At 65.7% G+C, this 24,186-nt stretch carries 21 protein-coding genes; 17 read left to right on the top strand and 4 right to left on the bottom strand.

Annotation, left to right across the window (positions count from 1 at the left end; translation table 11 throughout):
- Positions 1–58: 58 nt before the first annotated feature.
- The 5 genes from ABY42_RS15855 (at position 59) to ABY42_RS15835 (ending at position 4,562) form a co-directional block, all read left to right on the top strand.
- Complete coding sequence (locus tag ABY42_RS15855) at positions 59–1,003, top strand: ABC transporter permease (RefSeq protein ID WP_004972065.1); 945 nt, start codon at positions 59–61, stop codon at positions 1,001–1,003.
- A gap of 2 nt (positions 1,004–1,005) precedes the next feature.
- Positions 1,006–2,031 (top strand): ABC transporter permease, encoded by a 1,026-nt coding sequence (locus ABY42_RS15850; RefSeq protein WP_004972068.1) that lies wholly within the window; start codon positions 1,006–1,008, stop codon positions 2,029–2,031.
- Positions 2,032–2,076: 45 nt separating this feature from the next.
- Positions 2,077–3,147: an ABC transporter ATP-binding protein gene (locus ABY42_RS15845; protein WP_004972071.1), complete on the top strand. Its 1,071-nt coding sequence runs from the start codon at positions 2,077–2,079 to the stop codon at positions 3,145–3,147.
- Positions 3,144–4,205 carry an ABC transporter ATP-binding protein gene (locus ABY42_RS15840; protein ID WP_004972073.1) on the top strand — a complete coding sequence of 354 codons (1,062 nt, stop codon included), beginning with the start codon at positions 3,144–3,146 and terminating at the stop codon, positions 4,203–4,205. The genes ABY42_RS15845 and ABY42_RS15840 overlap by 4 nt, the downstream gene beginning before the upstream one ends.
- A 138-nt stretch (positions 4,206–4,343) precedes the next feature.
- Complete coding sequence (locus tag ABY42_RS15835) at positions 4,344–4,562, top strand: hypothetical protein (RefSeq protein WP_049904912.1); 219 nt, start codon at positions 4,344–4,346, stop codon at positions 4,560–4,562.
- Between the two features lie 153 nt (positions 4,563–4,715).
- Here the strand turns inward: ABY42_RS15835 and ABY42_RS15830 are convergent, their stop codons facing one another.
- Positions 4,716–5,846 carry an enolase C-terminal domain-like protein gene (locus ABY42_RS15830; protein WP_004972077.1) on the bottom strand — a complete coding sequence of 377 codons (1,131 nt, stop codon included), beginning with the start codon at positions 5,844–5,846 and terminating at the stop codon, positions 4,716–4,718.
- Positions 5,847–5,977: 131 nt separating this feature from the next.
- On the bottom strand, positions 5,978–7,372 hold the full coding sequence (locus ABY42_RS15825; RefSeq protein ID WP_050460077.1) for a sulfatase family protein: 1,395 nt from the start codon (positions 7,370–7,372) through the stop codon (positions 5,978–5,980).
- An 89-nt stretch (positions 7,373–7,461) separates the two neighbouring features.
- Here ABY42_RS15825 and ABY42_RS15820 point away from each other — a divergent pair, with 89 nt between their 5' ends.
- Positions 7,462–9,078, top strand: a complete 1,617-nt coding sequence (locus ABY42_RS15820; protein WP_331458232.1) for a glycosyl hydrolase family 28 protein — start codon at positions 7,462–7,464, stop codon at positions 9,076–9,078.
- 169 nt (positions 9,079–9,247) lie between these two features.
- Positions 9,248–9,664 (top strand): GlcG/HbpS family heme-binding protein, encoded by a 417-nt coding sequence (locus ABY42_RS15815; RefSeq protein WP_004972082.1) that lies wholly within the window; start codon positions 9,248–9,250, stop codon positions 9,662–9,664.
- 84 nt (positions 9,665–9,748) lie between these two features.
- Here ABY42_RS15815 and ABY42_RS15810 read toward each other — a convergent pair whose 3' ends face one another.
- The gene (locus ABY42_RS15810) at positions 9,749–10,612 is read right to left on the bottom strand and encodes an SMP-30/gluconolactonase/LRE family protein (protein ID WP_050460076.1); all 864 of its coding nucleotides are present in this window, start codon (positions 10,610–10,612) and stop codon (positions 9,749–9,751) included.
- A 747-nt stretch (positions 10,613–11,359) separates the two neighbouring features.
- On the opposite strand from ABY42_RS15810, the gene ABY42_RS15805 reads away from it, so the two are divergent.
- From ABY42_RS15805 to ABY42_RS15760, 10 genes are all read left to right on the top strand, one after another.
- Entirely contained in the window at positions 11,360–13,105 is a 1,746-nt protein-coding gene (locus tag ABY42_RS15805) for an ABC transporter substrate-binding protein (RefSeq protein ID WP_004972087.1), read from the top strand.
- A complete protein-coding gene (locus tag ABY42_RS15800) occupies positions 13,102–14,133 on the top strand; it encodes an ABC transporter permease (protein WP_004972089.1) in 1,032 nt (343 codons plus the stop codon). Before ABY42_RS15805 ends, ABY42_RS15800 begins: the two co-directional genes overlap by 4 nt.
- Positions 14,130–15,029 carry an ABC transporter permease gene (locus ABY42_RS15795; protein WP_004972091.1) on the top strand — a complete coding sequence of 300 codons (900 nt, stop codon included), beginning with the start codon at positions 14,130–14,132 and terminating at the stop codon, positions 15,027–15,029. The genes ABY42_RS15800 and ABY42_RS15795 overlap by 4 nt, the downstream gene beginning before the upstream one ends.
- Positions 15,026–16,138 (top strand): ABC transporter ATP-binding protein, encoded by a 1,113-nt coding sequence (locus ABY42_RS15790; protein WP_050460075.1) that lies wholly within the window; start codon positions 15,026–15,028, stop codon positions 16,136–16,138. Before ABY42_RS15795 ends, ABY42_RS15790 begins: the two co-directional genes overlap by 4 nt.
- Complete coding sequence (locus ABY42_RS15785) at positions 16,131–17,204, top strand: ABC transporter ATP-binding protein (RefSeq protein ID WP_004972095.1); 1,074 nt, start codon at positions 16,131–16,133, stop codon at positions 17,202–17,204. Before ABY42_RS15790 ends, ABY42_RS15785 begins: the two co-directional genes overlap by 8 nt.
- Positions 17,201–18,292, top strand: coding sequence for a DUF917 domain-containing protein (locus ABY42_RS15780; RefSeq protein ID WP_004972097.1), 1,092 nt, complete (start codon positions 17,201–17,203; stop codon positions 18,290–18,292). The genes ABY42_RS15785 and ABY42_RS15780 overlap by 4 nt, the downstream gene beginning before the upstream one ends.
- On the top strand, positions 18,285–19,829 hold the full coding sequence (locus ABY42_RS15775) for a hydantoinase/oxoprolinase N-terminal domain-containing protein (RefSeq protein WP_050460074.1): 1,545 nt from the start codon (positions 18,285–18,287) through the stop codon (positions 19,827–19,829). Before ABY42_RS15780 ends, ABY42_RS15775 begins: the two co-directional genes overlap by 8 nt.
- A complete protein-coding gene (locus tag ABY42_RS15770) occupies positions 19,829–20,917 on the top strand; it encodes a DUF917 domain-containing protein (RefSeq protein ID WP_050460073.1) in 1,089 nt (362 codons plus the stop codon). Before ABY42_RS15775 ends, ABY42_RS15770 begins: the two co-directional genes overlap by 1 nt.
- Positions 20,914–22,029, top strand: coding sequence for a DUF917 domain-containing protein (locus ABY42_RS15765; protein ID WP_050460072.1), 1,116 nt, complete (start codon positions 20,914–20,916; stop codon positions 22,027–22,029). The genes ABY42_RS15770 and ABY42_RS15765 overlap by 4 nt, the downstream gene beginning before the upstream one ends.
- Before the next feature lie 205 nt (positions 22,030–22,234).
- Positions 22,235–22,765, top strand: coding sequence for an Lrp/AsnC family transcriptional regulator (locus tag ABY42_RS15760; RefSeq protein WP_004972105.1), 531 nt, complete (start codon positions 22,235–22,237; stop codon positions 22,763–22,765).
- 33 nt (positions 22,766–22,798) lie between these two features.
- On the opposite strand, the gene ABY42_RS15755 is transcribed toward ABY42_RS15760, so the two are convergent.
- Positions 22,799–24,109, bottom strand: a complete 1,311-nt coding sequence (locus tag ABY42_RS15755; RefSeq protein ID WP_050460071.1) for an aspartate aminotransferase family protein — start codon at positions 24,107–24,109, stop codon at positions 22,799–22,801.
- Positions 24,110–24,186: the final 77 nt, after the last annotated feature.

The following is a 24,186-nucleotide window of genomic DNA, read 5'->3' as shown; positions in this document are numbered from 1 at the left end:
GACACCAAAGTATTTGTTGAAACGTCTCGGGCAAGCGATACTGACGTTTCTCGTCACGATGACGGTCTCGTTTCTGCTGTACCAAGCCATGCCGGGTGGTCCGACGGAGGCGATGCGGAGCGTGATTCTCTCGCAGAGCGGCGGGAGCGTCGACATCGACCGACTGAACAGGATGATACAGCTCTACACGAACGTGAATCCGGACCAGCCGATGCACGTACAGTACTTCAACTACGCGTCTGACGTGATTCTCCGGCAGGACCTGGGCACTTCGTTCTTCAAGAACGAGAAGGTCACGACGCTCATCATGCAGCGCATCCCGTGGTCGATGTTCATCAGCGTCTACGCGCTCGCGCTGGGCTACTCGCTGAGTATCTTCCTCGGCGTGATGACGGCCTACCGCGAGAAGTCGCGGTTCGACTCCACGGTGTCATCTCTCATCATCGGACTCAACTCGATTCCGTACTACATCGTCGGCGTCGTGCTCATCTACTTCCTCGCCATCCAGAACAACTACTTCCCGACGGGCGGCCGCATCGGCTCGGGAATCGTGGCGGGGTACAACCCCGAGTTCATGCTCAGCCTCGTGAAGCACGCGGCGCTCCCGGCGATTTCGATGGGCGCGCTCGCGACCTCCGGGGCGCTCGCCATGCGCGGCAACGCGATTCGCGTCCTCGGCGAGGACTACATCCGCGTGGCGCAGCTCCGCGGGCTCCGCGAGACCCGCATCGCCACGCAGTACCTCGGGCACAACTCCATCCTCCCGATGTACACGCAGTTCATGATCGGCATCGCCGGCGTCTTCAGCAGCGCCGTCATCGTCGAGGAGGTCTTCGCGTACCCGGGCATGGGTCTCCTGATGTTCGAGGCGGTCAAGACGCAAGACTACCCGCTGTTGATGGGCACGCTCATCGTGTTCACGGCGATTTCGCTGACCGCCATCTTCATCGCCGACCTCACGTACACGCTCATCGACCCGCGCATCTCGGTGGGTGAGGAGTAACTATGAGCGAAGCACATTCCGACTCGTTCGACCTGAAGGACCTCTACGACGAAGACATCGACCCGGACCCGGAATCGCGGGCCGACCGCGCAAAGCGATTCCTCGAAATGAATATCGTCGCCCCCGCGCGCATCGCGGTCGACGACTGGCGCGCGCTCGTCGGCGGCGCGATTCTCGCGTTCTTCCTCCTCATGGGAACCGTCGGCGTCTGGCTCGTCGAGCGGCCGACAAGCGGTGACGCCCCCGTCCTCGCCGCGCCGTTCGAATCGCTCGCGTACCCGCTCGGCACCGACGTGTTCGGCCAGCCGATTCACGCCCAACTCATCCACGCGACGCCGGGCATGTTCAAGATGATCTTCGCGGGCGCGGTCGTGAGCGTCGGCTTCGCCGCCCTCGTGGGCGTCGTCGCCGGCTTCGAACACGGCACGCGAATCGACTCGTTCCTGATGACCATCACCGACGTCGTCATCACGATTCCGGGGCTGCCGCTCATCATCGTCATCACGGCCATCTTCCAGCCCGAGAACCCCTACATCGTCGGGGTGTTCCTCGGCATCGACAACTGGCCGGGACTGGCGCGGACCGTCCGCTCGCAGGTGCTGAGCATCCGCGAGGAGTCCTACGTCGAGGCGTCCGAAATCATGGGCATCCCGCTGTCGTCGATTCTCCGGCGGGACATCCTCTCGCAGCTCATGCCGTACGTGATGATTAACGGGGCGCTCACCTCTCGACGCATCATCTTCGAGTCCGTGGGTCTGTACTTCCTCGGCATCCTGCCCTTCACCACGTTCAACTGGGGCGTGATGATGAACCTCGCGTACGAGGGCAACGCACTCACCCGACCGGACATGCTCCCGTGGATGGTCGCGCCCATGGTCTGTATCTTCCTGCTGTCGTTCGGACTCGTCCTGCTATCGCAGGGGCTCGACAGCCTGTTCAACGTCCGTCTCCGGGCACGCCACGCGAAAACCTCGAAGAAGAAAGGCACCTCGAAGAACAACCAATCGCAGGCGACCGGCGGGGACTGACCCCGTGCCAACACCTATTACCAGACGATGACTACCAACCAAACAATGCGAACGTCGAATCAGAACGACTCGAACCCGGACCAAGACGTCGTGTTCGAAGTCCGCGACCTGGAGGTCACCTTCGGGACCAACCGAGGCGAATCGAGAGTCGTCCGCAACGTCGACTTCGACATCTACCGCAACGAGACGCTCGGCATGGTCGGCGAAAGCGGCAGCGGGAAGTCGATGACCTCGTCCGCGTTGATGAACGCGGTCGTCAGCCCGGGCGAGACCTCCGGTGAGGTCACCTACTACCCGCCCGACGGCGGCGAGCCGATTTCCGTGCTCGAACTCGACGAAGAGGAGCTTCGGAAGTTCCGCTGGGGCGAAGTCGCCATGGTGTTCCAGGGCGCGATGAGTTCGTTCAACCCCGTCAAGAAGGTCCGCGGCCACTTCAAGGAGACCCTCGAAGACCACAACCGCGACGTCGAGGCGGGGCTCGAACGGGCTCACCAGATTCTGGGCGACCTCTACTTGGACCCCGACCGCGTCCTCGACTCGTATCCCTACGAGCTGTCCGGCGGGATGAAACAGCGCGCGCTCGTCGCGCTCGCGCTCATCCTCGAACCGGAGGTGCTCGTGATGGACGAGCCGACCGCCGCGCTCGACCTCCTGATGCAGCGCTCTATCGTGTCGCTGCTCAAGGACCTCAAAGAGGAGTACGACCTGACCATCATCTTCATCACGCACGACCTGCCGCTTCTCACTAAGCTCGCGGACCGGCTCGTCGTGATGTACGCGTTCGACATCGTCGAGGTCGGCTCGACCGAAGAGATTCTCTACGACGCGGCGCACCCGTACACGCGGTCGCTCCTCAACGCGACCCCGGACCTGAACGCGCCCATCGAGGAGATGCAGTCGATTTCGGGCTCGAAGCCCGACCCGGTGACCAACATCCCCGGCTGTTCGTACCGGCCGCGGTGCCCGATGGCCGACGAGTCCTGCGCGGAGGCGGAACCGCCGATGGCGGACCGCGGCAACGGCCACCGAACCGCGTGTTTCTACCACGACGACGTGTCCGACGAAATCCCGATTCCCGCGATGGAAGCGGCCGAAGAGGGCGGTGAGGGCGAATGAGCGTCGATAACTCCATCCTCTCGGTGGACGACGTGTCGGTCCACTTCACCGACAGCAGCGGCTTCCTCGGCCTGTTCGGCGAGCGGCAGACGGTCCGCGCCGTCGACGGCATTTCGCTCGACATCGGCGAGAACGACGTGGTCACGCTCATCGGCGAGTCCGGCTGCGGCAAGTCGACGCTCGGCAAGACCATCATCGGCGCACAAGAGCCGACTCACGGGTCGATTACCTTCCGAGGACAGGACATCTGGGAGGCGAAAAACAGCCGCGACCCGGACATCCCGTTCTCGGAGATTCGGCGGTCCCTCCAGATTATTCACCAGGACCCCGGCAGCGCGCTGAACCCGAACCAGCGCATCCTCACCTCGCTGATGCTCCCGCTGAAGAAGTGGAACCCGAACCTCGGCGAGGAAGAGCGCAGAAAGCGCGTCTACGCGCTCCTCGAACGCGTCGGGCTCACGCCCGCCGAGGACTTCGTCGAGCGGTTCCCCCACCAGCTCTCGGGCGGCGAGAAACAGCGCGTCGTACTCGTTCGGTCGCTGCTCTTGAACCCGGACGTCATCCTCGCCGACGAGGCCATCAGCGCCCTCGACGTGAGCCTCCGGGTGGAGATGATGGACCTGATGCTCGAACTGCAGGACCTGTTCAACACCTCCTACGTCTTCATCAGCCACGACCTCTCGAACGCCCGGTACATCGCCGAGAAGTCCGGCGGCCGCATCGCCGTCATGTACCTCGGCCGCATCGTCGAAGTCGGGCCGATAGAGCAGGTCATCGGCAACCCCCAGCACCCCTACACGCAGGCGCTGAAGTGGGCGACGCCGAACCTCTACGAGGGAGAGGGAGACGACGACCTCCCGATTCGGAAAATCGACATCCCCGACCCGACGAACCGGCCGAGCGGCTGTCACTTCCACCCCCGCTGTCCGAAGGCGCGTGAGGTCTGTGAGACCGACGACCCGGGCGCGTTCGAAGACGAGGACGGCCACGCCGCGCGGTGCTTCCGCGCCGACGACACCCACGAGTACTGGGACAGTCCGAGCATCGTCGACGACTGAGCCAGCCGCTCGGGACGCCGCGACCCAGACCCAGTTTTCAACTATCGGTTTTCGACCCGCAGAGCCGTTCGAGCCGGTCGAACGACGTGCCCGCGAACAGTATCTATTTGTGTGCGGAGAGCTACCGTGTGAGTACGTATGTCAGTCAACGCATCGCGCGTGCCTTCGCTCCGGAAGGCCGCGTCGTCGAACCGGAACTTCATCATGACCGTGCTCTCCGGCGTCTTCATGATTCTGCTCGCGCGCTTCGTCCTCGGCGGGACGCTCGCGGGCATGTTCGGCGTCTGGGGCATCTCGCTCGTCGGCGTCGGCATCGGCGGCTACCTGCTGCTCCGACTCTGGGGCTCGTACAATTGACCGCGGAGCTCAGTCACCGGCACCGAACGTCGAACTAACACACCGAACCGAAAAGCAGCGCGCAACGCCGCGCCAGCGACCGCAGTCGATTCTGTTTCGTAGCGGCCCTCGTCAGTTGTTCCGTACTCCGTTTCGCCGCGCGTTCTCGCGCGGTTACTCGACGCGGTTGGCGTCGATGTAGTCCCAGTCGAACGCGTAGCCGAGGCCGGGCGTCTGCGGGAGTTCGACCACGCCGTTCTCGTCGATTTCGTCCGGCGGGTGTTCGAGGCCGGGGAAGTACGTCTCGTAGTCGTGTTTCGGGTGCAGGAGGCCGCGCTCGTAGTACCGGCCGGGGAACGCCATCGTCCCGAGCAGTTGGAGGTTGGGCGCGTCGCGGCCGTGAATCTCGCACTCGATGTTGAACGACTCGCAGAGGCCGACCGCCTTCAGCGCCGGCGTGATGCCGCCCACGTCGTAGACGCCGACGCGGATGATGTCGGCGATGTCCCGCTTTATCCACTCGGCTCGGGTGTGCATCCGACCCTCGGCGGTCTCGGGGCCGACGACGGCGATGTCGAGTTCGTTCGAGAGCCACTCGTAGGAGGACATCGAGTGTTCGTCCATCGGCTCCTCAATCCAGCGGAAGTCGAGGTCTTCGAGCGCCTTCCCGATTTTCTTGGCCTCGCTTCGGCTGTAGAAGTGGTGGGCGTCGAGCATGAGGTCGATGTCGTCGCCGACGCGCTCGCGGACCGCCCGGCAGGCGGCGATGTCCTGTTCGGGGTCGTCGCCGAACGGCGGCATCCACGTGTGGAGCTTGACGGCCTGATAGCCCTCCTCGACGAGTTCCTCGGCGAAATCGGCGTACGCCTCGGGCGAGCCGAGTCCGTCGGGGTCGTCGTCGCCGACCATCGTGCTGCCGTAGGCCGGGACCGAGTCCCGGGCCGCGCCGATGAGTTGGTAGACCGGGAGGCCGGCGTCCTTGCCGGCGACGTCCCAGAGCGCGCAGTCGATGGGGGCGACGCGCTTGTCTGTGAGCGTTCCCTTGTTCAGTCGCTCGGCCCGACAGAGCAGTTGCCAGAGCTTCTCGCGGTACAGCGGGTTCTCGCCGACGAGGTGCTTTTTCGCGAACTCGTTGGCCGCCTCGTGACCGCCGCGGCAGTAGCCGTCGGGGCCGCCGTCGACGACGACGTGCGTGATGGTCCGCGTCGACTCCCTCGGCTCGCCGGGGTGGCCGTGGCCCTTCTCGTCGGGGTCGATGTGGGACTCACAGCTGAACCGGATGGTACGGATGTCGCTGATCTCCATTCGTGGTAGTCGGTTACGCGGAACGCTCATAAAAGTACGGCGGGACCGGCGATTTCGGGGACCGGACGGCGAGGAGTGCGGGGGAGAGAACCCGGGGAGAGCGGGGGAAAGAACCCGGTGACGCCGGTCGGTCAGTCCAGCACGTCGGCCGGCTCCTCGGGGTACGGCTCGCGGACGAGCCGACCCATGTCGATTTCCTGGTACGGCGCGCGCCGGAGCGTCCCGTTCTCGACGAACTCGTCCGCTCCCGCGTCGGTCAGCTTCTCCGCCAGCGCGTCGCGGAGTTCGGCGACGACCTCGGGGTTGTCGGCGGCGCACTCGTCGAGTTCGTTCGGGTCGGCCGCGAGGTCGAACAGCTGTTCGCGGCCGCCGTTGCGCATGAACACGTACTTCCAGCGGCCCTCGCGGACCATCCCGGTGAAGTTCGGCGGGAGCCGCGGCGTCCGGTGGTAGCCGAACAGCCGCTCGCGGGGCTCCGCGTCGCCCCGAATCGTCCCGAGCACGTCGACGCCGTCGCGGAGCTCCTGGTCGCCCGCGGCGGTCGTCGCGATGCCGAACAGGTCGGTCAGCGCCACGAGGTCGTCGCGGCGGTCGCCCTCCGGAAGCTCCGCGGGCCAGCTCACGAGGAACGGGACGCGACACGACGACTCGAAGAACGACGACTTCTCCCAGCCGCGGTGGTCGCCGAGGAGTTCGCCGTGGTCCGAAAAGAAACAGATGAGGGTGTTGTCGGCGTCGTCGCGGGCCTCGACCGCGTCGAGCAGGCGACCGATGCGCCGGTCGACCTCCGAAATCATCCCGTAGTAGTACGCCTTGATGACCCGGACGGTGGTGTCGTCGATACCGCCCTCGCGGGTCGTCCAGAAGTGGTGGTTCTGGGCGGGTATCTTCTCGTCCATGTGGTCGGTTTCGATGTCGCCTTTCACCGGGTTTCCGAGCCGCTCGGGGTCGTACATCCGGTCGAAGGGCGGCGACGGCGCGAACGGCGGGTGCGGCGGTTCGTACGAGACGAGGCCGAAAAACGGCTCGTCGGTGTCGCGGCCGACGAGGTCGACCGCGCGGTCGGTCATCCACGCCTCGTAGTTGTCGTCCGGCGGGAGTCGGTTCTGTTGGGGGAGGTGGACCATCGCGCCCTGCCGGGCGGTCGTCTTGACCTCGTGGCCGGTCTCCTCGCGGAACGCCTCGAAGCTCAGGTGGTGGTCGTAGCCGAGGTCGATATCGCGGGGGTGGGCGTGATACTTCCCGACGAGGAACGTCCGGTAGCCACGCTCGCGCATGCTCCGAGCGAGGAAGGGGCCGCACCGGTCTTCGAGATGTCGCGCGTCGCGCTTTTCGTTCCCGAGGTAGCCCGTCGAGACGGCCTCGCAGCCGGTTCGGATGGTGTGTCGCGCCGGGATGCAGATCGGGTCGGGCGAGTAGGCGTTGGTGAAGGAGACGCCGCGGTCGACGAGTCGGTCGATGTTCGGGGTGTGGATTCGACTGTTTCCGAGCGCCTGAATCGTGTCCGACCGTTGCTGGTCAGTCATCACGAACAGGACGTTTGGGCGAGCATCACTCACGGCCGAACTCCGACCACCAGTAGTATAAAGATAGGCCACCGCGACGGTACGGGTACATGCCACCCGCAGCGAGTGCCTTCGACGTGACAGCCTACGCCGACTCGACCGACGACCTCCAGACCGAGGCGTTCCAGACGGCCATCGACGACTGCTCGGAGTCCGGCGGCGGAACCGTCACCGTCCCCAGCGGGACGTACACCGTCGGAACCGTCCATCTCCGAAGTAACGTGACGCTCTATCTGGAGGCCGGCGCGGTCGTCAGCCCCGCGAAGGACGAAGCCGAGTACACGGACAAGTTCATCGGCCCCGACAACGAGCGCATCTTCTTCCTCGCCGAGGACGTCGAGAACGTCACCATCGCCGGCGAGGGCGAGTTCGACGGCCTCGGAACCGAGTTCATGCGGATGGACACGCCCATTCAGGGCCACTCCAACGAGAGCGCGTCGCACCCGCTCATCTCGAACGGCCCCCACGAGGCGCGACAGGGCGACGCCTACCTCTCGCGGACGAAGGGGACCGAGGGCTGGCCCGTCGCGAAGCCCGACTTCCGCCCCGGTCCGATGTTCCGGTTCAACAACTGTACGAACGTCCGCATCCGCGACGTGACCATCCGCGACATGCCCGCGTGGACGCTGTCGTTCCACGGGACCGAGGAGGTCGACATCCGCGGGGTCGACATCCTCAACCACCTGCTCATCCCGAACTGCGACGGCATCGCGCTCGGCGACACGAAGAACGTCCACATCTCCGACTGCACCATCCAGTCGTGCGACGACAGCATCACCTTCGGCGCGCGACCCGACGAGCCGGTGACCTGCGAGGGCATCGTCGTGACGAACTGCACGCTCCGGTCGAGCGCCTGCGCAATCAAGTTCGGCTCGGGCACCGACGACACGATTCGCGACTGCCTGTTCCAGAACATCGTCGTCCAGGAGTCGAACCGCGGCCTCGGCATCCAGCACCGCGACTCGGGCGTCGTCGAGAACGTGCTTTTCACCGACATCGTCGTCAACTCCAACATGCTCCCCGGCCCGTGGTGGGGCAAGGGCGAACCCATCTACGTCACGTCGGTCCCGCGGGACGACGACACCGACCTCGGCGGGATTCGGAACGTGCGCTTTTCGAACATCGTCGCGCGCAGCGAGAACGGGGCGCTCGTCTACGGCTCCGAGGACTCCGACATCGAGACCGTGGAGTTCGACAACGTCCGCATCGAACTCACCGGGAGCGAGCACGCCGACGAGGTGGGCGGCAACTTCGACCTCCAGCCGAGTTCGGTCGTCACGCCCATCTTCGCCAACGACATCGCCGGCGTCCACGTCGAGAACGCCCGCGACGTGACGATGCGCGACGTGACCGTCGAGTGGGACGACAGCGACGACCTGCCAGACTACTACCGGAGCGGGCTGGCCTGCGAGGACGTGGACGGCCTGCTCGTCGACGGCTTCGTCGGCCGACAGGCCCACCGCGACGACGACGCGGCGGCGATTTCGCTCGTCGATACGACGGACATCACGGTTCGGAACTCCCGGGCGGCAGCGGGGACGGGGACGTTCCTCTCGCTTTCGAACACGGACGGCGAACGCCTGTTCGTGAACAACGACCTCATCGACGCCGCCGACGCCGGCGACGTGGAGTCGTTCGAGCGGTCGGGGAACGCCCTCCCGCGGTAACCCGTACGTTCAAGCCGACGCGACAACGACAGACGAACGCGAAAACGCGCAGTCGAGCGCGCGGCGTTCGATTCGGTTCGGATAGCCGTATCGCCGGCTATGTCCGCTAAGACGGCCGTTCTCCCCGTGAACGGTGGTTTTTTCTCCCGAGCGGTCGACGGTCGAGTCGATGGTTCAAGAGCTAACGCTAGCCGAAGCCAAGACGATTCTCGACGCGGCGGAGGAGAAAGCCGAAGAACTCGGCGTCCCGCTGAACCTCGCGGTGACGAACAGCGAGGGGAACCTCCTCGGGTTCCGCCGGATGGACGGCGCGAAGCTCGTCGCGAGCAACATCGCACAGAACAAGGCCTACACCGCGGCCGCGGTCAAGAAGCCGACCCACGAACTGAAGGAAGGAGCCGAACCCGGCGGCGACGTGTACGGCCTCCACACCACCGACAACGGTCGCGTCGTCGTCTTCGGCGGCGGGTTCCCGGTCGAACACGACGGCGTCGTCGTCGGCGCGGTCGGCGCGAGCGGCGGCGCGGTGTCCGAGGACATGGAAGCGTCCCAGGCGGGGCTCGAGGCGTTCGAACCGCTCCGCTGAGACGCCCGCGTCGGAGTCGCCGAGTTCGGGTTCGGTTCCGACGACACCCAATCCAGCGTATCTGTCCTCACGGTCCCTTTTCGGTCAGAAGCGGACGTACGCCGAGCGGTCGGTCTCGGCCGCGTAGAGGCACCCCGTCATGTCCGCGACGTAGAGCGTCGAGCCGTCCGGCCCGCCGAGCGTGCAGTTCGTCGGGCGGTTCTCGGGGAACGGGTGGCGTTCCAGCACCTCGCCCGACGGGGAGAAGACGTAAATCGACGGACCCGGTCCGCCCTTTTCCCACCCGGCGCAGGCGACGATTTCGCCCGACTCCGTGAGCGTCATGCCGTCGATGCCGCGGTGGTCGCCGAAGTCGTGCAGTATCTCGCGGGGGCCGAGCGACCCGTCGTCCCGAATCGGGTAGGCTCGCAGGTCCGTCTCTTGGTCCGGGCCGTAGGTGCATTCCGCGACGTACAGTCGCGTCTCGTCCGGCGAGAGGAGGATGCCGTTCGGCCGGTCCATCTCGTCGGTGAGCTGGACGAGTCGCCAGTCGTCTCTCGGGTCCGCTCGCTCGGCCCGGAAGACGGAGGTGTGGCCGAGCAACCCCCGGTCCTTGTCGTCGGGGTCGGTGAACCAGACGTCGCCGTCTCGGTCGATTTCGAGGTCGTTCGGCCCGCTGAGCGGCGTCCCCTCGAACTCGTCGACGACGACCGACGCGGGCTCGTCCGGGGTGAGCGCGGCGATGCGGTGGCCCTCGGCCTCACAGGCGTACAGCTCGCCGTCGAGGCCCTCGTGAAGCCCGACCGCGCCGGCGGTCGAGTCGATGTAGACGCCGGTCTCCCCCGTCTCGGGGTCGTATTCGAGGACCCGATGCTCCGTTATCTCCGTGAATCGAACCGCGTCGCCGGTCCAAATCGGGCCCTCAGTCGCCCGGAACGGACCCGCGACTCGCTCGAACTCCCATGCCATCGAGTGGTCGTTCTTTCCACGGGGACTTAAACGTCGTCCGACGGGCTCGGAGTCGGTCGCCCGATCGTGAGGCCCCGTTTTGTCAATTGCAATTCCAATTTTAGAAACAAGATAGAGAGGGACGTTGTCCAACGGAAGCGACACAGCACTGTCCGAATTACGGACTTGGCACAGAACAGAATCCGAGAAGAAGTATAAATTATTTTGATAGGTTGAGTAAGCAACGTTCGAGATGTCATATTGAGTTTCCGAGAAGAATATATTTTATAATACTTTGCTCGAATATATACCCTAATTGAACAATTTTGTCCATATTTAGTCGGATATAGATTCTAAATGTACTGTTTTTCGAGGAATTGTTCTAGTTTAGGTATATCTCGTTTAGAAATATCAACTAGAATTTTTATATACTATTTTGATAAATCTTCGTGGAGAACCAACCGATAACGGTATCCCCGGGAATCGCGACTCGTCGCGGAGACAAAGGATGAGTCGCGGATGCGCGCGTGAGAGAGCAGTCGACGGCGGAGAAACCGACCCCGGTCGTTACCCGCGACAGGACGTGGTTCCGTAGAGGAGGGCGGCGTCGGTCGATTACCACTGCAAACCGAGTGGTGTGCTAGAAGACACACAACCACGTTGTTCCATATTGTTCATACAGCATTCCACTTTGAACCGAGAATATTGTTTTAGGTTACTATACGGTATCTTTATGTGCCATTGCAACTCTGTGAGAATGAGTAACGTATGTCGAGAAAAGACATCACACAGACGCGGTCGCAGGTGGGGTCGAAATCGGAGTCAATCCGCGCTCGGTTCGGAGACGCGGCGAGTCGTCGGAACTTCCTCAAGGTCCTCGGGACGGCCGGCATCGCCGGTCTCGCCGGCTGTTCCGGCGGCGGTGAGAGCTACAACGGTGAAGAGCAGACGACGGCCTCGGGCGGCGACGGCGAGGGGACGGAGACGGAGACGTCGTCCGGCGGCGACTCCGGAAGTTCGACGCTCCGCATGAGCGCGACCCAGCGCTTCGGGACGGTCGACCCCGCGAAGGGGACGGACTACACGCAGGTGCTCGCGCTGGTCAACCTCTACGACCCGCTCGTGTTCCCCGACACGGAGGGGAACCTACAGGGACACCTCGCCGAGGACTGGACCGTCTCGGACGACAACCAGACCTACACGTTCACGCTCCGCGAGGGCGCGACGTTCCACAGCGGCAACCCCGTCACGGCGGAGGACGTGCAGTTCTCTGCCGAGCGGTTCCTCGATATCAACCAGGGTTACTCGTCGCTGCTCGGGAACGTGCTCTCGAAGGAGAACGTGACCGTCGAGGACGAGCGGACCGTGTCGTTCACGCTCGACCGCGTCCACTCGCCGTTCCTCGCGACGCTCGTGTTACTGTTCGTCGTCGACAAACAGCAGGTCCTCGACAACGCCGAGGACGGCGACTTCGGCGACCGCGGCGACTACGCCCAGTCGTTCCTCAACGACAACGACGCCGGCTCCGGCCCGTACGAGCTCGCGGGCTTCGAGCGGCAGGCGCAGATTTCGTTCAGCCGCTACGCCGACTACTGGGGCTCGTTCAAAGACGGCGCGTACGACAACGTCGTCGTCCAGATCATCACCAACGACCCGACGGTTCGCTCGCTGATGAAGACGGGCGAACTCGACATGTCGAGCCAGTACCAAAGCGAGGAGACCTACGAGGCCCTCGCGGCCGAAGACGACATCCGCGTCGAGTCGGTCCCGACGGTGACGACGTTCTACTTCAAAATCAACACCCAGAAGGCCCCGACCGACGACCCCGCCGTCCGCGAGGCGATGGCCTACGGCTTCGACTACGAGACGGCGCGCAACGAAATCGCGCCGGGGTCGCTCCCCGCGCAGGGGCCGCTCCCGACCTCGTTCGGCGTCCACAACGACGACATCGTCCAGCCGACCTACGACCCCGAGAAGGCGCGGCAGATTCTCGCCGACGCCGGCTACGAGGAGGGCGACATCACCGTCCAGAACACCTACGTAAAGGACTACGGCCTCGAAGAGAAGATGGGCCTGCTCTTCCAGCAGAACATGGACGAAATCGGCATCAACGTCGAGTTGAACCCCCAGACGTGGGGGACGATGACCGAGCTCGCGACGAGCGTCGAGGGGACGCCGCACATCAACCAGGTGTTCTACGGCCCGGTGTATCCCTCGCCGGACACGGTGTTCTACAACCAGTACCACTCTGAAGCCGCCTCGACGTGGATGAGCATGGAACACCTCGAAGACGAGGCGGTCGACTCCCTCATCGACGAGGCGCGCTCGACGGTCGACGCCGACGCCCGCGCCGAACTGTACGCCGAAGTCCAAGAGCGCATCGCGAACCAGTTCCCCGCCCTGTTCATCTTCGTCCAGTCGAAGAAACACGCCTTCGCGGACGACGTGAAGGGCTACACGTTCCGGCCGTCGATGAGTTTCGACTACTGGTTCCCCGACTTCTACCAAGAATGAAGTACTGGCAGTACCTCGTGCGCCGGCTCGCGGGCATCCTCGTGAGTCTCATCGGCCTGTCGATAATCATCTTCACCACGTCACGAGTGCTCCCCGGGAACCCCGCGCGGATGGCCCTCGGCGCGCTCGCGTCGGAAGAACAGGTGCAGGCGCTCGCCGCCGAGATGGGACTGAACAAGCCGATTCCCCTGCAGTACCTCGACTACATGCGGGGGCTGCTCGTCGGCGACCTCGGGACGAGTCTCGAGACCAAGCGCGCGGTCAGCACCGACATCGTCTACTACCTGCCGGCGACGCTCGAACTCATCACGGTGTCGATGTTCCTCACCGTCGTCATCGGAATTCCGCTCGGCGTCGTCGCCGCGCAGAACAAAGACGGACTCACCGACAACGCGACGCGACTCGTCGCGTTCTTCAGCGTGAGCGTGCCCGGCTTCTTCATCGCAATCATGTTCCAGCTGCTGTTCGGCTACCTCCTCGAGTGGCTCCCCATCACGGGGCGGCTCGGCTCGGAGTTCGGCTCGGGCGTCTCGCGGTTCACGGGCTTCCTGCTCGTGGACACCCTGCTGTCCGGGAACCTCGCGGCCCACGTCGACGCGTGGGCGCACATCATCCTCCCGGCGCTCGCGCTCTCGCTCGCCGGCATCGGACAGGTGATGCGCATCACCCGGTCGAGCATGATTGACGTGAAAGACCAGGACTACGTCGAGGCCGAACGCGGCTTCGGCCTCCCCTCGTGGCTCGTCACGTACAAGTACACGCTCAAGAACGCGTTCATTCCGACGCTCACGATTCTGGGGCTGCTGTACGCCTCGCTTCTGGGGAACGCGTTCCTCATCGAACTCGTCTACTCGTGGCCCGGCCTCGCGTCCTACGGCGTCACCGCGGTGCTGAACAACGACTTCAACGCCGTCGTCGGCGTCACGATGACCATCGGGGTCGCGTTCGTGAGCATCAACTTCCTCGTCGACGTGCTCTTGGGTCGCGTTGACCCCCGCATCAGACTGGCGATGGAGGAGGCGACATGAGCGCCGAGTCCGCGGGCGTCCTCGACCGGTTCGTCTCGGCCGAGCGCCGCGAACTCTGGCAGCGGTCGTGGAAGCGCTTTACGAGCAGGCCGATGAGCGTCATCGGTCTCGGAATCATCATCGCCATCATCTTGCTCGCCGTCTTCGCACCCGTCGTCGCGCCGTACCCCGAACACGCCGGGAAGTTCACCGACTTCTCGAACACGCTCCAGCCGCCGAGCCTCGACCACCCGCTGGGGACCGACCACGTCGGCCGCGACGTGCTCTCGCGCATCCTCTTCGGCTACCGACTGTCGCTCATGCTCGTGGGCGTCGTCCTCGGCTTCGGCGTCCCCGTGGGCGTGCTGCTCGGCCTCGTCGCCGGCTACTACGGCGGCTGGACTGAGACGATTATCATGCGGGCGACCGACACGGCGCTCGCCTTACCGCCGCTCGTGATGGCGTTGGCAATCACCTCGGCCTTAGAGCCGACGCTGACGAACGCGATGATAGCCATCGCGGCGCTGTGGTGGACGTGGCACGCCCGCCTCGTCCAGAGCATCGTCGCCAGCGAGCGCGGCGAGGAGTACGTGCAGGCCGCGAAGCTCGCCGGCGCGAGCACGCCGCACATCCTCTTCCGGGAGATTCTCCCGAACACGCTGTCGCCGATTCTGGTCAAGGTGACCCTCGACGCGGGCTTCGTCATCCTCATCGGCGCGGGCCTGTCGTTCATCGGCGTCGGCGTCCAGCCGCCCCAGCCCGGGCTCGGCACGATGGTCAGCCAAGGAACGTCCTACCTGCCCGATTCGTGGTGGGTGAGCGTCTTCGCCGGGCTCGCCATCTTCGTCCTCGTGATGGGGTTCAACATGCTCGGCGACGGGCTGCGTGACCTCTTCGACGTGGAGGTGAACCGATGAAACTCGACGAGCCGGTCGCCGAGAACCCGCTTTTGACCGTCGAGAACCTCGAAGTCGGCTTCGAGTCGTTCGACGGCTTCGCGGAGGTCATCGACGGCGTCAACCTCTCTATCGGCAAGGGCGAGGTCGTGACCATCGCCGGCGAGACCGGCTGCGGTAAGTCGGTGACGATGAAGTCCATCCTCCGCCTGCTCAACCAGCCGCCCGCCCGCGTGAACGGCGAAATCACGTTCGACGGGACGGAGCTGCTGTCGCTTTCGGACCGCGAGTTCGAGCGCGTCAAGGGCCAGCGGATGAGCCTCGTCTTCCAGGACCCGATGTCGAGTCTGAACCCGACGTTCACCATCGGGGAACAGCTCACCGACACCGCGCAGTTCGGCGGCGACAGCGACACGGGCGTCGTGGAGTTCTTCCGCCGCCGCTTCAGCAGCGAGCGCGATGAGGCGCGCGAGCGCGTCTTGGAGATGCTCCGCGAGGTCCAGATGCCGGACCCCGAGAACATCATGGACTCGTACCCGTCGCAGCTGTCCGGCGGGATGCGCCAGCGCGCGCTCATCGCGCAGGCCCTGCTGAACGAGCCGGACCTGCTCATCGCCGACGAGATCGGCACCGCGCTGGACGTGACGATTCACGACCAGATTCTCGACCTGCTGAAGGACCTCATCGAGAACCACGACCTGAGCGTCCTGATGATCACCCACAACCTCGGCGTCGCCCGACAGGTGAGCGACCGCGTGTACGTCATGTACGGCGGCCGCATCGTCGAAACCGCGCCGACAGACGAGCTGTTCGAAAATCCGAAACACCCCTACACGCAGGGGCTCATCGCGTCCATTCCGCGCCTGACGGGCGACGAGATGGCGACCGGTATCGACGGCTCGATTCCCGAGTACCTCGACCCGCCGCCGGGCTGTCGGTTCGCGCCGCGGTGTCCCTACGCCACCGCCGAGTGCGAGCAGGCCCGCCCGGAGATGTACGAGCGCGGCCCGCAGACCGGCGTCGAGTGCGTCCTCTACGACGAGGCCGTCCCGGCGTCCGAGCGGCCGACCGTCGAAGAGACCCGGAGTCACATGACCCGGCGACCGGGCAAGCAGACGGGGGGTGACTGACGTGTCCGAACCCCTGCTCGAAGTCGACGACCTCGAGAAGTACTTCCCCGTCAAAAGCGGCATCATCAAGCGCACGTCAGACTACGTGAAGGCGGTCGACGGCGTCTCGTTCGACATCGAGCGCGGCGAAACCCTCGCGCTCATCGGCGAGTCCGGGTCCGGAAAGAGCACCGTCGCGCGGACGATTATCGGTCTGACCGGCGCGACCGGCGGGACCGTCAGGTTCGACGGCGAGGACATCACGAACGCGACCGACGAGCAACTGGCTCGCCTCCGGTCGCGCGTCCAGATGGTGTTTCAGGACCCCACGTCGAGTCTGAACCCACGGCGGACCATCGGCAAGTCGCTCGCGGTCCCGCTGAAGGCCCGCGGCGTGGCGAAGTCCGACCTCCGGGAGCGCGTGGTCGACCTGCTCGAACGCGTCGAGTTGAACGACGAGTACTGGAACAAGTACCCCCACGAACTCTCCGGCGGCCAGAAACAGCGGGTGAACATCGCCCGCGCGCTCGCGGTCGAGCCGGAACTGCTCTTGCTCGACGAGCCGACGAGCGCCCTCGACGTGAGCGTGCAGGCGAAGATTATCGCGCTCCTCGAAGACCTCCAAGAGGAGTTCGGACTCACCTACCTCTTTATCACCCACGACCTCTCGTTGGTCCGCAACTTCGCCGACGAGACGGCCGTGATGTACCTCGGCGAGATTCAGGAACGCGGCCCCACGGAGGAGGTCTTCCAGCGGCCGCGACACCCCTACTCGCGGGCGCTTCTCTCCGCGATTCCCGTCACGACCGACGAGGAAGAGGCGTACAAGCCGCGGCACGAACCGCTCCGGGGCGAAATTCCGAGCCCGCGGGACGTGCCCGCGGGCTGTCGGTTCCACACGCGGTGTCCCTACGCGACGGACGCGTGTTCGACCGACGAACCGCAGTTCGTCGCGGTCGACGCCGGCCCCAGCGTCCGGTGTCACATCTACGACGAGGCGTACGCCGACGCGTTCGACGACGTGCCCGAGGTGGCCGTCGCGGCGGTCGCCGACGAGACAGTCGCATCGAACACCCACGAACCATGAAGATAACCACAGACAACATCGACGACTTCGCCACCGGCGCGACCGTCCTCGGGACCGGCGGCGGGGGCGACCCCTACATCGGGAAGCTGATGGCACAGCAGGCAATCGAAGAGCACGGTCCCGTCGACCTCATCGACCCGCGCGACGTGCCCGACGACGCGCTCGTCATCCCGAGCGCGATGCTCGGCGCGCCGACCGTGATGGTCGAGAAGATGCCGAAGGGAACCGAGGCGCTTTCCGCCTTCGAGGCGCTCGAAACGCACCTCGGACAGGAGGCCTACGCGACGATGAGCATCGAGGCGGGCGGGCTGAACAGCACCGTCCCCATCGCCGTCGCCGCCGCGCTCGGACTCCCCCTCGTGGACGCCGACGGCATGGGCCGGGCGTTTCCCGAGGTGCAGATGGTGACGCTCACGATGGGCGGCGTCAGCGCCACCCCGATGAGCATCGCCGACGAGAAGGGCAACTCGCTTCTCGTGAACACCGTCAGCAACGAGTACGCCGAGGCGTTCGCCCGCGTGACGAGCATCGAGATGGGCGGCGCGTGCATGATAGGCACCTACGCGCTCTCCGGCTCGGAGGTCCGCGAGCACGCGATTCTCGACTCGATGTCCCTCGCCCACGACATCGGCGAGTCGATTCGCACCGCCAAGCACCGCTCGCAGGACCCCGTCGAGGCGGTTCTCGACCTCACCGACGGCTACGAGCTGTTCGCGGGGAAGATAACCGACGTGGAGCGCCGAACCGAAGGCGGCTTCGCGGTCGGCGAGGCGACCCTCGACGGCATCGACGACTGCGAGGGCCGGACGTTCACCCTCGACTTCCAGAACGAGAACCTCGTCGCCCGCGACTCGGAGCGCGGCGTCGTGGCGAGCACCCCCGACCTGATTACCGTCCTGGACGCCGAGACGGGCGACCCCGTCACCACCGAGCGACTCGCCTACGGCCACCGGGTGCGGGTCATCGGGATGCCGTGTTCGCCGAAGTGGCGAACCGACGAGGGACTCGACCTCGTCGGGCCGGGGTACTTCGACTACAGCATCGACTACGAACCAATCGAAACTCTCCAGCAACCCAAACATGACTGACTACCGAATCGGAATCGACGTCGGCGGCACCAACACGGACGCCGTCGTCATGGACGGCGACGACAACCTCCTCGCGAAGACGAAGACCCCCACCACGGAAGACATCACGTCGGGCATCCTCAACGCCCTCGACGTGGTCCTCGACGACAGCGGCGTCTCCGAGGACGAACTCGACTACGTGATGCTCGGCACCACCCACGCGACGAACGCCATCACGGAGCGCCGCGGCCTCAACGAGGTCGGCGTCATCCGCATCGGCGCGCCCGCGACCCAGAGCATCCGCCCGCTCCTCGAGTGGCCCGACGACCTCGCCGAGGCAATCGGCAACAACGTCGCCATCCTCGACGGCGGCCACGAGTTCGACGGCCGACTCCTCAACGACCTCGACGAGGAGCAGGTCAGAGCGCAGGTTCGCGAGTTCGCCGACGTGGACGCCTTCGCCGTGACGAGCGTCTTCTCGCCCGTCCGCGACGACCACGAGACGCGGGTCGCCGAACTCATCCGCGAGGAGGTCGGCGACGACGTGCCCATCTCCGTCTCGAACGAAATCGGGAGCGTCGGCCTGCTCGAACGCGAGAACGCGACGGCGCTCAACGCCGCGCTCACCAGCGTCGCCTCGGAGGCCGCGAACGCCTTCGTCGACGCGATGGACGAACGCGGCATCGACGCGAACCTCTACTTCGGCCAGAACGACGGGACGCTGATGAGCGTCGACTACGCCATCCGCTACCCCATCTTCACGGTCGCCAGCGGCCCCTCGAACTCGGTTCGCGGCGCGGCGTACCTTTCGGCGGTCGAAAACGGCATCATCGTCGACGTCGGCGGCACGACCACCGACGTGGGCGCGGTCACCGAGGGCTTCCCCCGCGAGAGCAGCGTCGCCGTCGAAATCGGCGAGGTGAAGACCAACTTCCGCATGCCCGACATCATCGCCATCGGTATCGGCGGCGGCTCCATCGTCTCGACCGACGGCGGCGTCACCGTCGGCCCCCAGAGCGTCGGCTACAAGCTGACCGAGGAGGCGAAGTGTTTCGGCGGGGAGACGCTGACCGCGACCGACCTCGAAGTCGCCGCGGGCACCATCGACATCGGCTCCGAGACGCCGGACGTCGACGGTGAAATCGTCGAGGCCGCCCGCGAGTACGTCAGAGAGCGCGTCGAGCGCGAGGTCGACCGAATGAAGACGAGCGCCGAGCCGGTCCCCGTGGTCATCGTCGGCGGCGGGAGCATCCTCGTCCCCGACGACATCGCGGGCGCGAGCGAGGTCCACAAGCCCGACCACTACGAGGTCGCGAACGCCGTCGGCGTCGCCATCGCGCAGGTCTCCGGCGAGGTCGACCGCATCTACAGCCTCGACGAGATGGACCGCGAGGAGGCCATCCAGCACGCGAAAGACGAAGCCACCGACAACGCGCTTGCGGCCGGTGCGGACCCCGAAAGCGTTGACATCGTCGACGTGGAGGAGGTCCCGCTTTCGTACCTGCCCGGCAACGCGGTGCGAATCAAGGTGAAGGCCGCCGGGGCGCTCGACCACTGATGACGGTCGAAATCGGCGTCGAGGAGATAGAGGACATCGCGCTCGGCGCGACCGTCCTCGGGACCGGCGGCGGGGGCGACCCCCACGTCGGCAAGCTCGTGGCGAAGCAGGCCATCGAGGAGTTCGGCCCCGTCGAACTTCTTCCCCCGGACAAACTGGACGCGGACGACTTCGTCATCCCGACCGCCCAGATGGGCGCACCGACCGTCTCGGTCGAGAAGCTCCCCAGCGGGCGGGAAGCCGTCACTTCGATGGAGCGAATCGAGCGCGAACTCGGGAAGACCGCCGACGCGACGATGCCGATCGAGTGCGGCGGCATCAACTCGACGTTCCCCTTCGCCGTCGCGGCCCGCCGCGGGCTTCCCGTGGTGGACGCCGACGGCATGGGACGCGCCTTCCCCGAACTCCAACACGAGACGTTCAACATCTACGGCGTCAGCGGGACGCCCGCGGCCGTCAGCGACGAGCAGGGGAGCACCTGCCTCATCGAGACCGAGGACAACGACCAGTTGGAGTGGCTGGCCCGCGGCGTCACCGTCAGGATGGGCGGCGTCGCCTACGTCTCGGACTACCCGATGACCGGGACGCAGATCAAGGAGACCGCCATCCCCGGCACGATGTCGCTCGCGAAGAACCTCGGCCGCGCGCTCCGACTCGCCGAGGACGACGCGATGAGCGCCATCCGCGAGGTGACCCGCGAGTCGATTTACGGCGAGGCGCGGTCGCTGTTCGAGGGGAAAATCGTGGACGTCCAGCGCCGCACCGAACGCGGGTTCGTCTTCGGCCACGTCGATATCGACGGCCTCGACGGCGACGAGGGCTCGACGATGCGCATCGAGTTCCAAAACGAGAACCTCGGCGCGGCGGTCGACGGGAGCTACGTGGCGACCGTCCCCGACCTCATCACCGTCCTCGACCGCGAGACGGGCGGTCCGATTCCGACCGAGAGCCTCCGGTACGGGGCGCGGGTCCGCGTGCTCGGCATCCGGACGCCCGAGATAATGCGGACGCCCGCCGCGCTCGACGTGTGGGGGCCGGCGTCGTTCGGCCTCGAAGCGACCTACGAACCACTCGCGGACCACCCATGAGTTTCGACATCCCACACCTGACGGAGATAACGCTCGACGACCTCGAGGCGCTCGGCACCGGCGCGGGCATCCTCGGCACCGGCGGGGGCGGCAACCCCCGCCTCGGCCGCCTGCGACTCCAGACGCTCCTCGAAGACGACGCCTACCCCGACTCGGTCGAACTGGTCGACCCGCGGGACCTGCCGGCCGACGCCACCGTGGCGAGCGTCGGCGGGATGGGCGCGCCCACCATCAGCGTCGAGAAGTTCGCCGGCGGCGACGAGGAGGTGCAGTCGCTTCGGGCCATCGAGGAGCTCTCCGGCGAGACGGTCGACGCGCTCATCCCCGGCGAAATCGGCGGCGCGAACAGCATGGCCCCGCTGTGCGTGGCGGCGATGACCGACCTCCCCGTGGTCGACGCCGACGGCATGGGTCGGGCGTTCCCCGAGCTGCAGATGGACACGTTCTTCATCTACGGCACGCCCGTGAACTACGCGGCGACGACCGACGAGCGCGGCAATCAGGTCGTCTACCGGGACATCGACTCGGCCAAGCGCCTCGAAGACCTCGCGCGGGCCATCACCGTCCAGATGGGCGGCCGCTCGGGCTACGCCTTCCCGCTCATGACCGGCGAGTTCGTCTCGGAGTACGCGGTCCCCCACACCGTCTCGCTCGCCACCGAACTCGGGCGGGCGGTCGAACGCGCCCGCGACGCCGGCACCGACCCCGTCGACGCCGGCCGCGAACTCCTCGGCGGCGAGGAGCTGTTCGCCGGCAAAATCGTGGACGTACACCGTCGCAACCGCGACGGTTTCGCCCTCGGGAGCGTCACCCTCACCGGGTTGGACGAGGACGCGACCCTCGAAATCGAGTTCCAAAACGAGTTCCTCGTCGCGCGGGACGACGACGGCGAGCTTCTCACGACCGTCCCCGACCTCATCTGCCTCGTCGACACCGACACCGGCGCGCCGGTCATGACCGACGCGCTACGGTACGGCCAGCGCGTCCGCGTCCTCGGCGTGCCCGCGCCCGAACTGCTCACGACGCCCGAGGCGCTCGACGTCATCGGCCCCGAAGCGTTCGGCTACGACATCCCCTACGACCCGCTTTCGCGGGACGAGACGGGATGGTGACGCCGCGGTCGCCGCGGTCCCACCGCCGTCCTAACCGCTGAATCGCCCTCGACGCCGCGTTTCGCGCGGCGTCCCGCGACCGAACCAACTCGTACCACCACCCCGCCCCGACGCGTTGACTAGCCAATTCGGCACAACTCACGTGTCGTTTTGATTCGTTTACGCCACCAGCAGTTTCAAATCGAACCCCCGAATACATCCGACCATGGAAAACCCCGACCTCACGTCCGCCGACGCCCCGTCCGACCCGAACACGCCGGAGGCGGTCCTCGAAAACTACCTCGACGAGCACGACTACGAGATATTCCGCGCGCTCAACGAGAACGGCCGCATCTCAGACACGGAGCTCGCCGAGCGCGTCGGTCTCTCCCGGACCGCGGTTCGTCGCCGCCGCGAGAAGCTTCAGGAGAGCGACGTGCTCGAAATCCTCGCGGTCATCGTCCTCCAGGAGGCCGACCTCGCCGACGCGCAGGTGCTCGTCTCGTTCAATCAGCACGTCTCTTCCGACGTGCGGACCGAGTTCATCACGATGCTCATCGACGAGGGACTCGTCTACAACACGAGTTCCTGTCTCGGCGAGTACGACCTCGTCTTCAGCGCGTGGCACACCGACCTGAACGCGCTGAAGGAGTACATCTGGGACCTCTTTGACGGCGAGGAAATCGTCGACGACTACACCATCATCCCGCTTCTGAAGACGTGGAAGGCGTGGGACAAAGAGCTGGACCGCCCCTGAATCGGTCGAGTTCGCGGTAAGGAGGACTCCTGTTCAGGCCAGGTCGTCCAGCGCGACTCGGAGCGCGTCGACGGCCTCGCCGAGTTGCGCCTGCGAAATCGTCAGCGGCGGCTGGAAGCGCATGACGTTCTTGTAGTAGCCGCCGACGCCCATGACGACGTTGGACTCCTCGCGGAGGTGCTCGCCGACCGCGGCCGCGAGTTCCTTGTCGGGCGTGGGGGCGACGTGCTGCGGGCCGGTCGTCCCCGGGTCGACGAGTTCGATTCCCTGCATCAGTCCGAGGCCGCGGGCCTCACCGACCACGTCGTAGTCTGATTCGAGCGTGGCGAGTTCGGCCGAGAGCCACTCGCCGTTCTCGCGGGCGTTGTCGATGATACCGTTCTGCAGTTCCTCAATAGTCGCCAGTGCGGCCGCGCAGGCGACGGGGTTGCCGCCGAACGTCGAGAGGTGGTCGCCGGAGCCGAACGCGTCGGCGATTTCCGCGGGGGCCGTGAACGCGCCGAGGGGCAGGCCGTTGGCGATGCCCTTCGCCTGCGTCAGGATGTCCGGTTCGACGCCGAAGTGCTCGCTGGCGAACAGTTCGCCGGTGCGGCCGTAGCCGGTCTGGACCTCGTCGGCGATGAGGAGCGCGCCGTGGTCGTGGGCGATGTCCCGGACGCGCTTGAGCCACGCCTCCGAGGGGACGACGATGCCGGCCTCGCCCATGACGGGTTCGACGACGACCGCCGCGAGGTCGCCGCTGGTGTGCGAGCCGATGACCCGTTCGAGCGCGTCAGCGCAGTCCGCGCCGCAGGTGTCGCCGTCGCAGCGGGGACAGCGGTAAGCGTACGGCGGCGCGGTGTGAGCCACGTCGTTAATCGTCGGGGCCATGTCCTGCTTGTAGGCCCTGTTGCCGGTGAGCGCGAGGCTTCCGAGGGTGCGGCCGTGGAAGCCCATCTCCAGCGAGATGACCTCCTTGGAGCCGGTGTACTTCCGGGCGAGCTTGATGGCCCCCTCGACCGCCTCGGTGCCGGAGTTACAGAAGAAGGACTTCTGGAGGTCGCCCGGCGTCACCTCGGCGATGGTCTCGGCGAGGTCGGCTACCGGCCGGTTGGGGTGGACGTACGAACAGCCGTGGACGAACTCCTCCAACTGCTCGGTCGCGGCCTCGACGACGGCCTCGTTGTTGTGTCCGACGTTCGTCACCGAGATGCCGGAGAACACGTCGAGGTACTCGTTGCCGTCGAAGTCCTCGAGGGTGCAACCGGACGCCCGTTCGACCGGGACGTTCAGCGATTTCCAAATCGGCATGAGGTAGTCGTCGTACGCCGCCTCGACCGACGAGTTCGTCGTCCGTTCTCTCATGAACACAAGCTCTAAACTGAATCCTAATAAATTATACTGTGTAGGACAAAGTCCAAATTTAGCCATCATCTTCGGTC

It is taken from the genome of Haloferax gibbonsii, from assembly GCF_001190965.1.
Classification (GTDB): domain Archaea; phylum Halobacteriota; class Halobacteria; order Halobacteriales; family Haloferacaceae; genus Haloferax; species Haloferax gibbonsii.
This window is presented reverse-complemented; position numbering and strand designations above follow the sequence as displayed.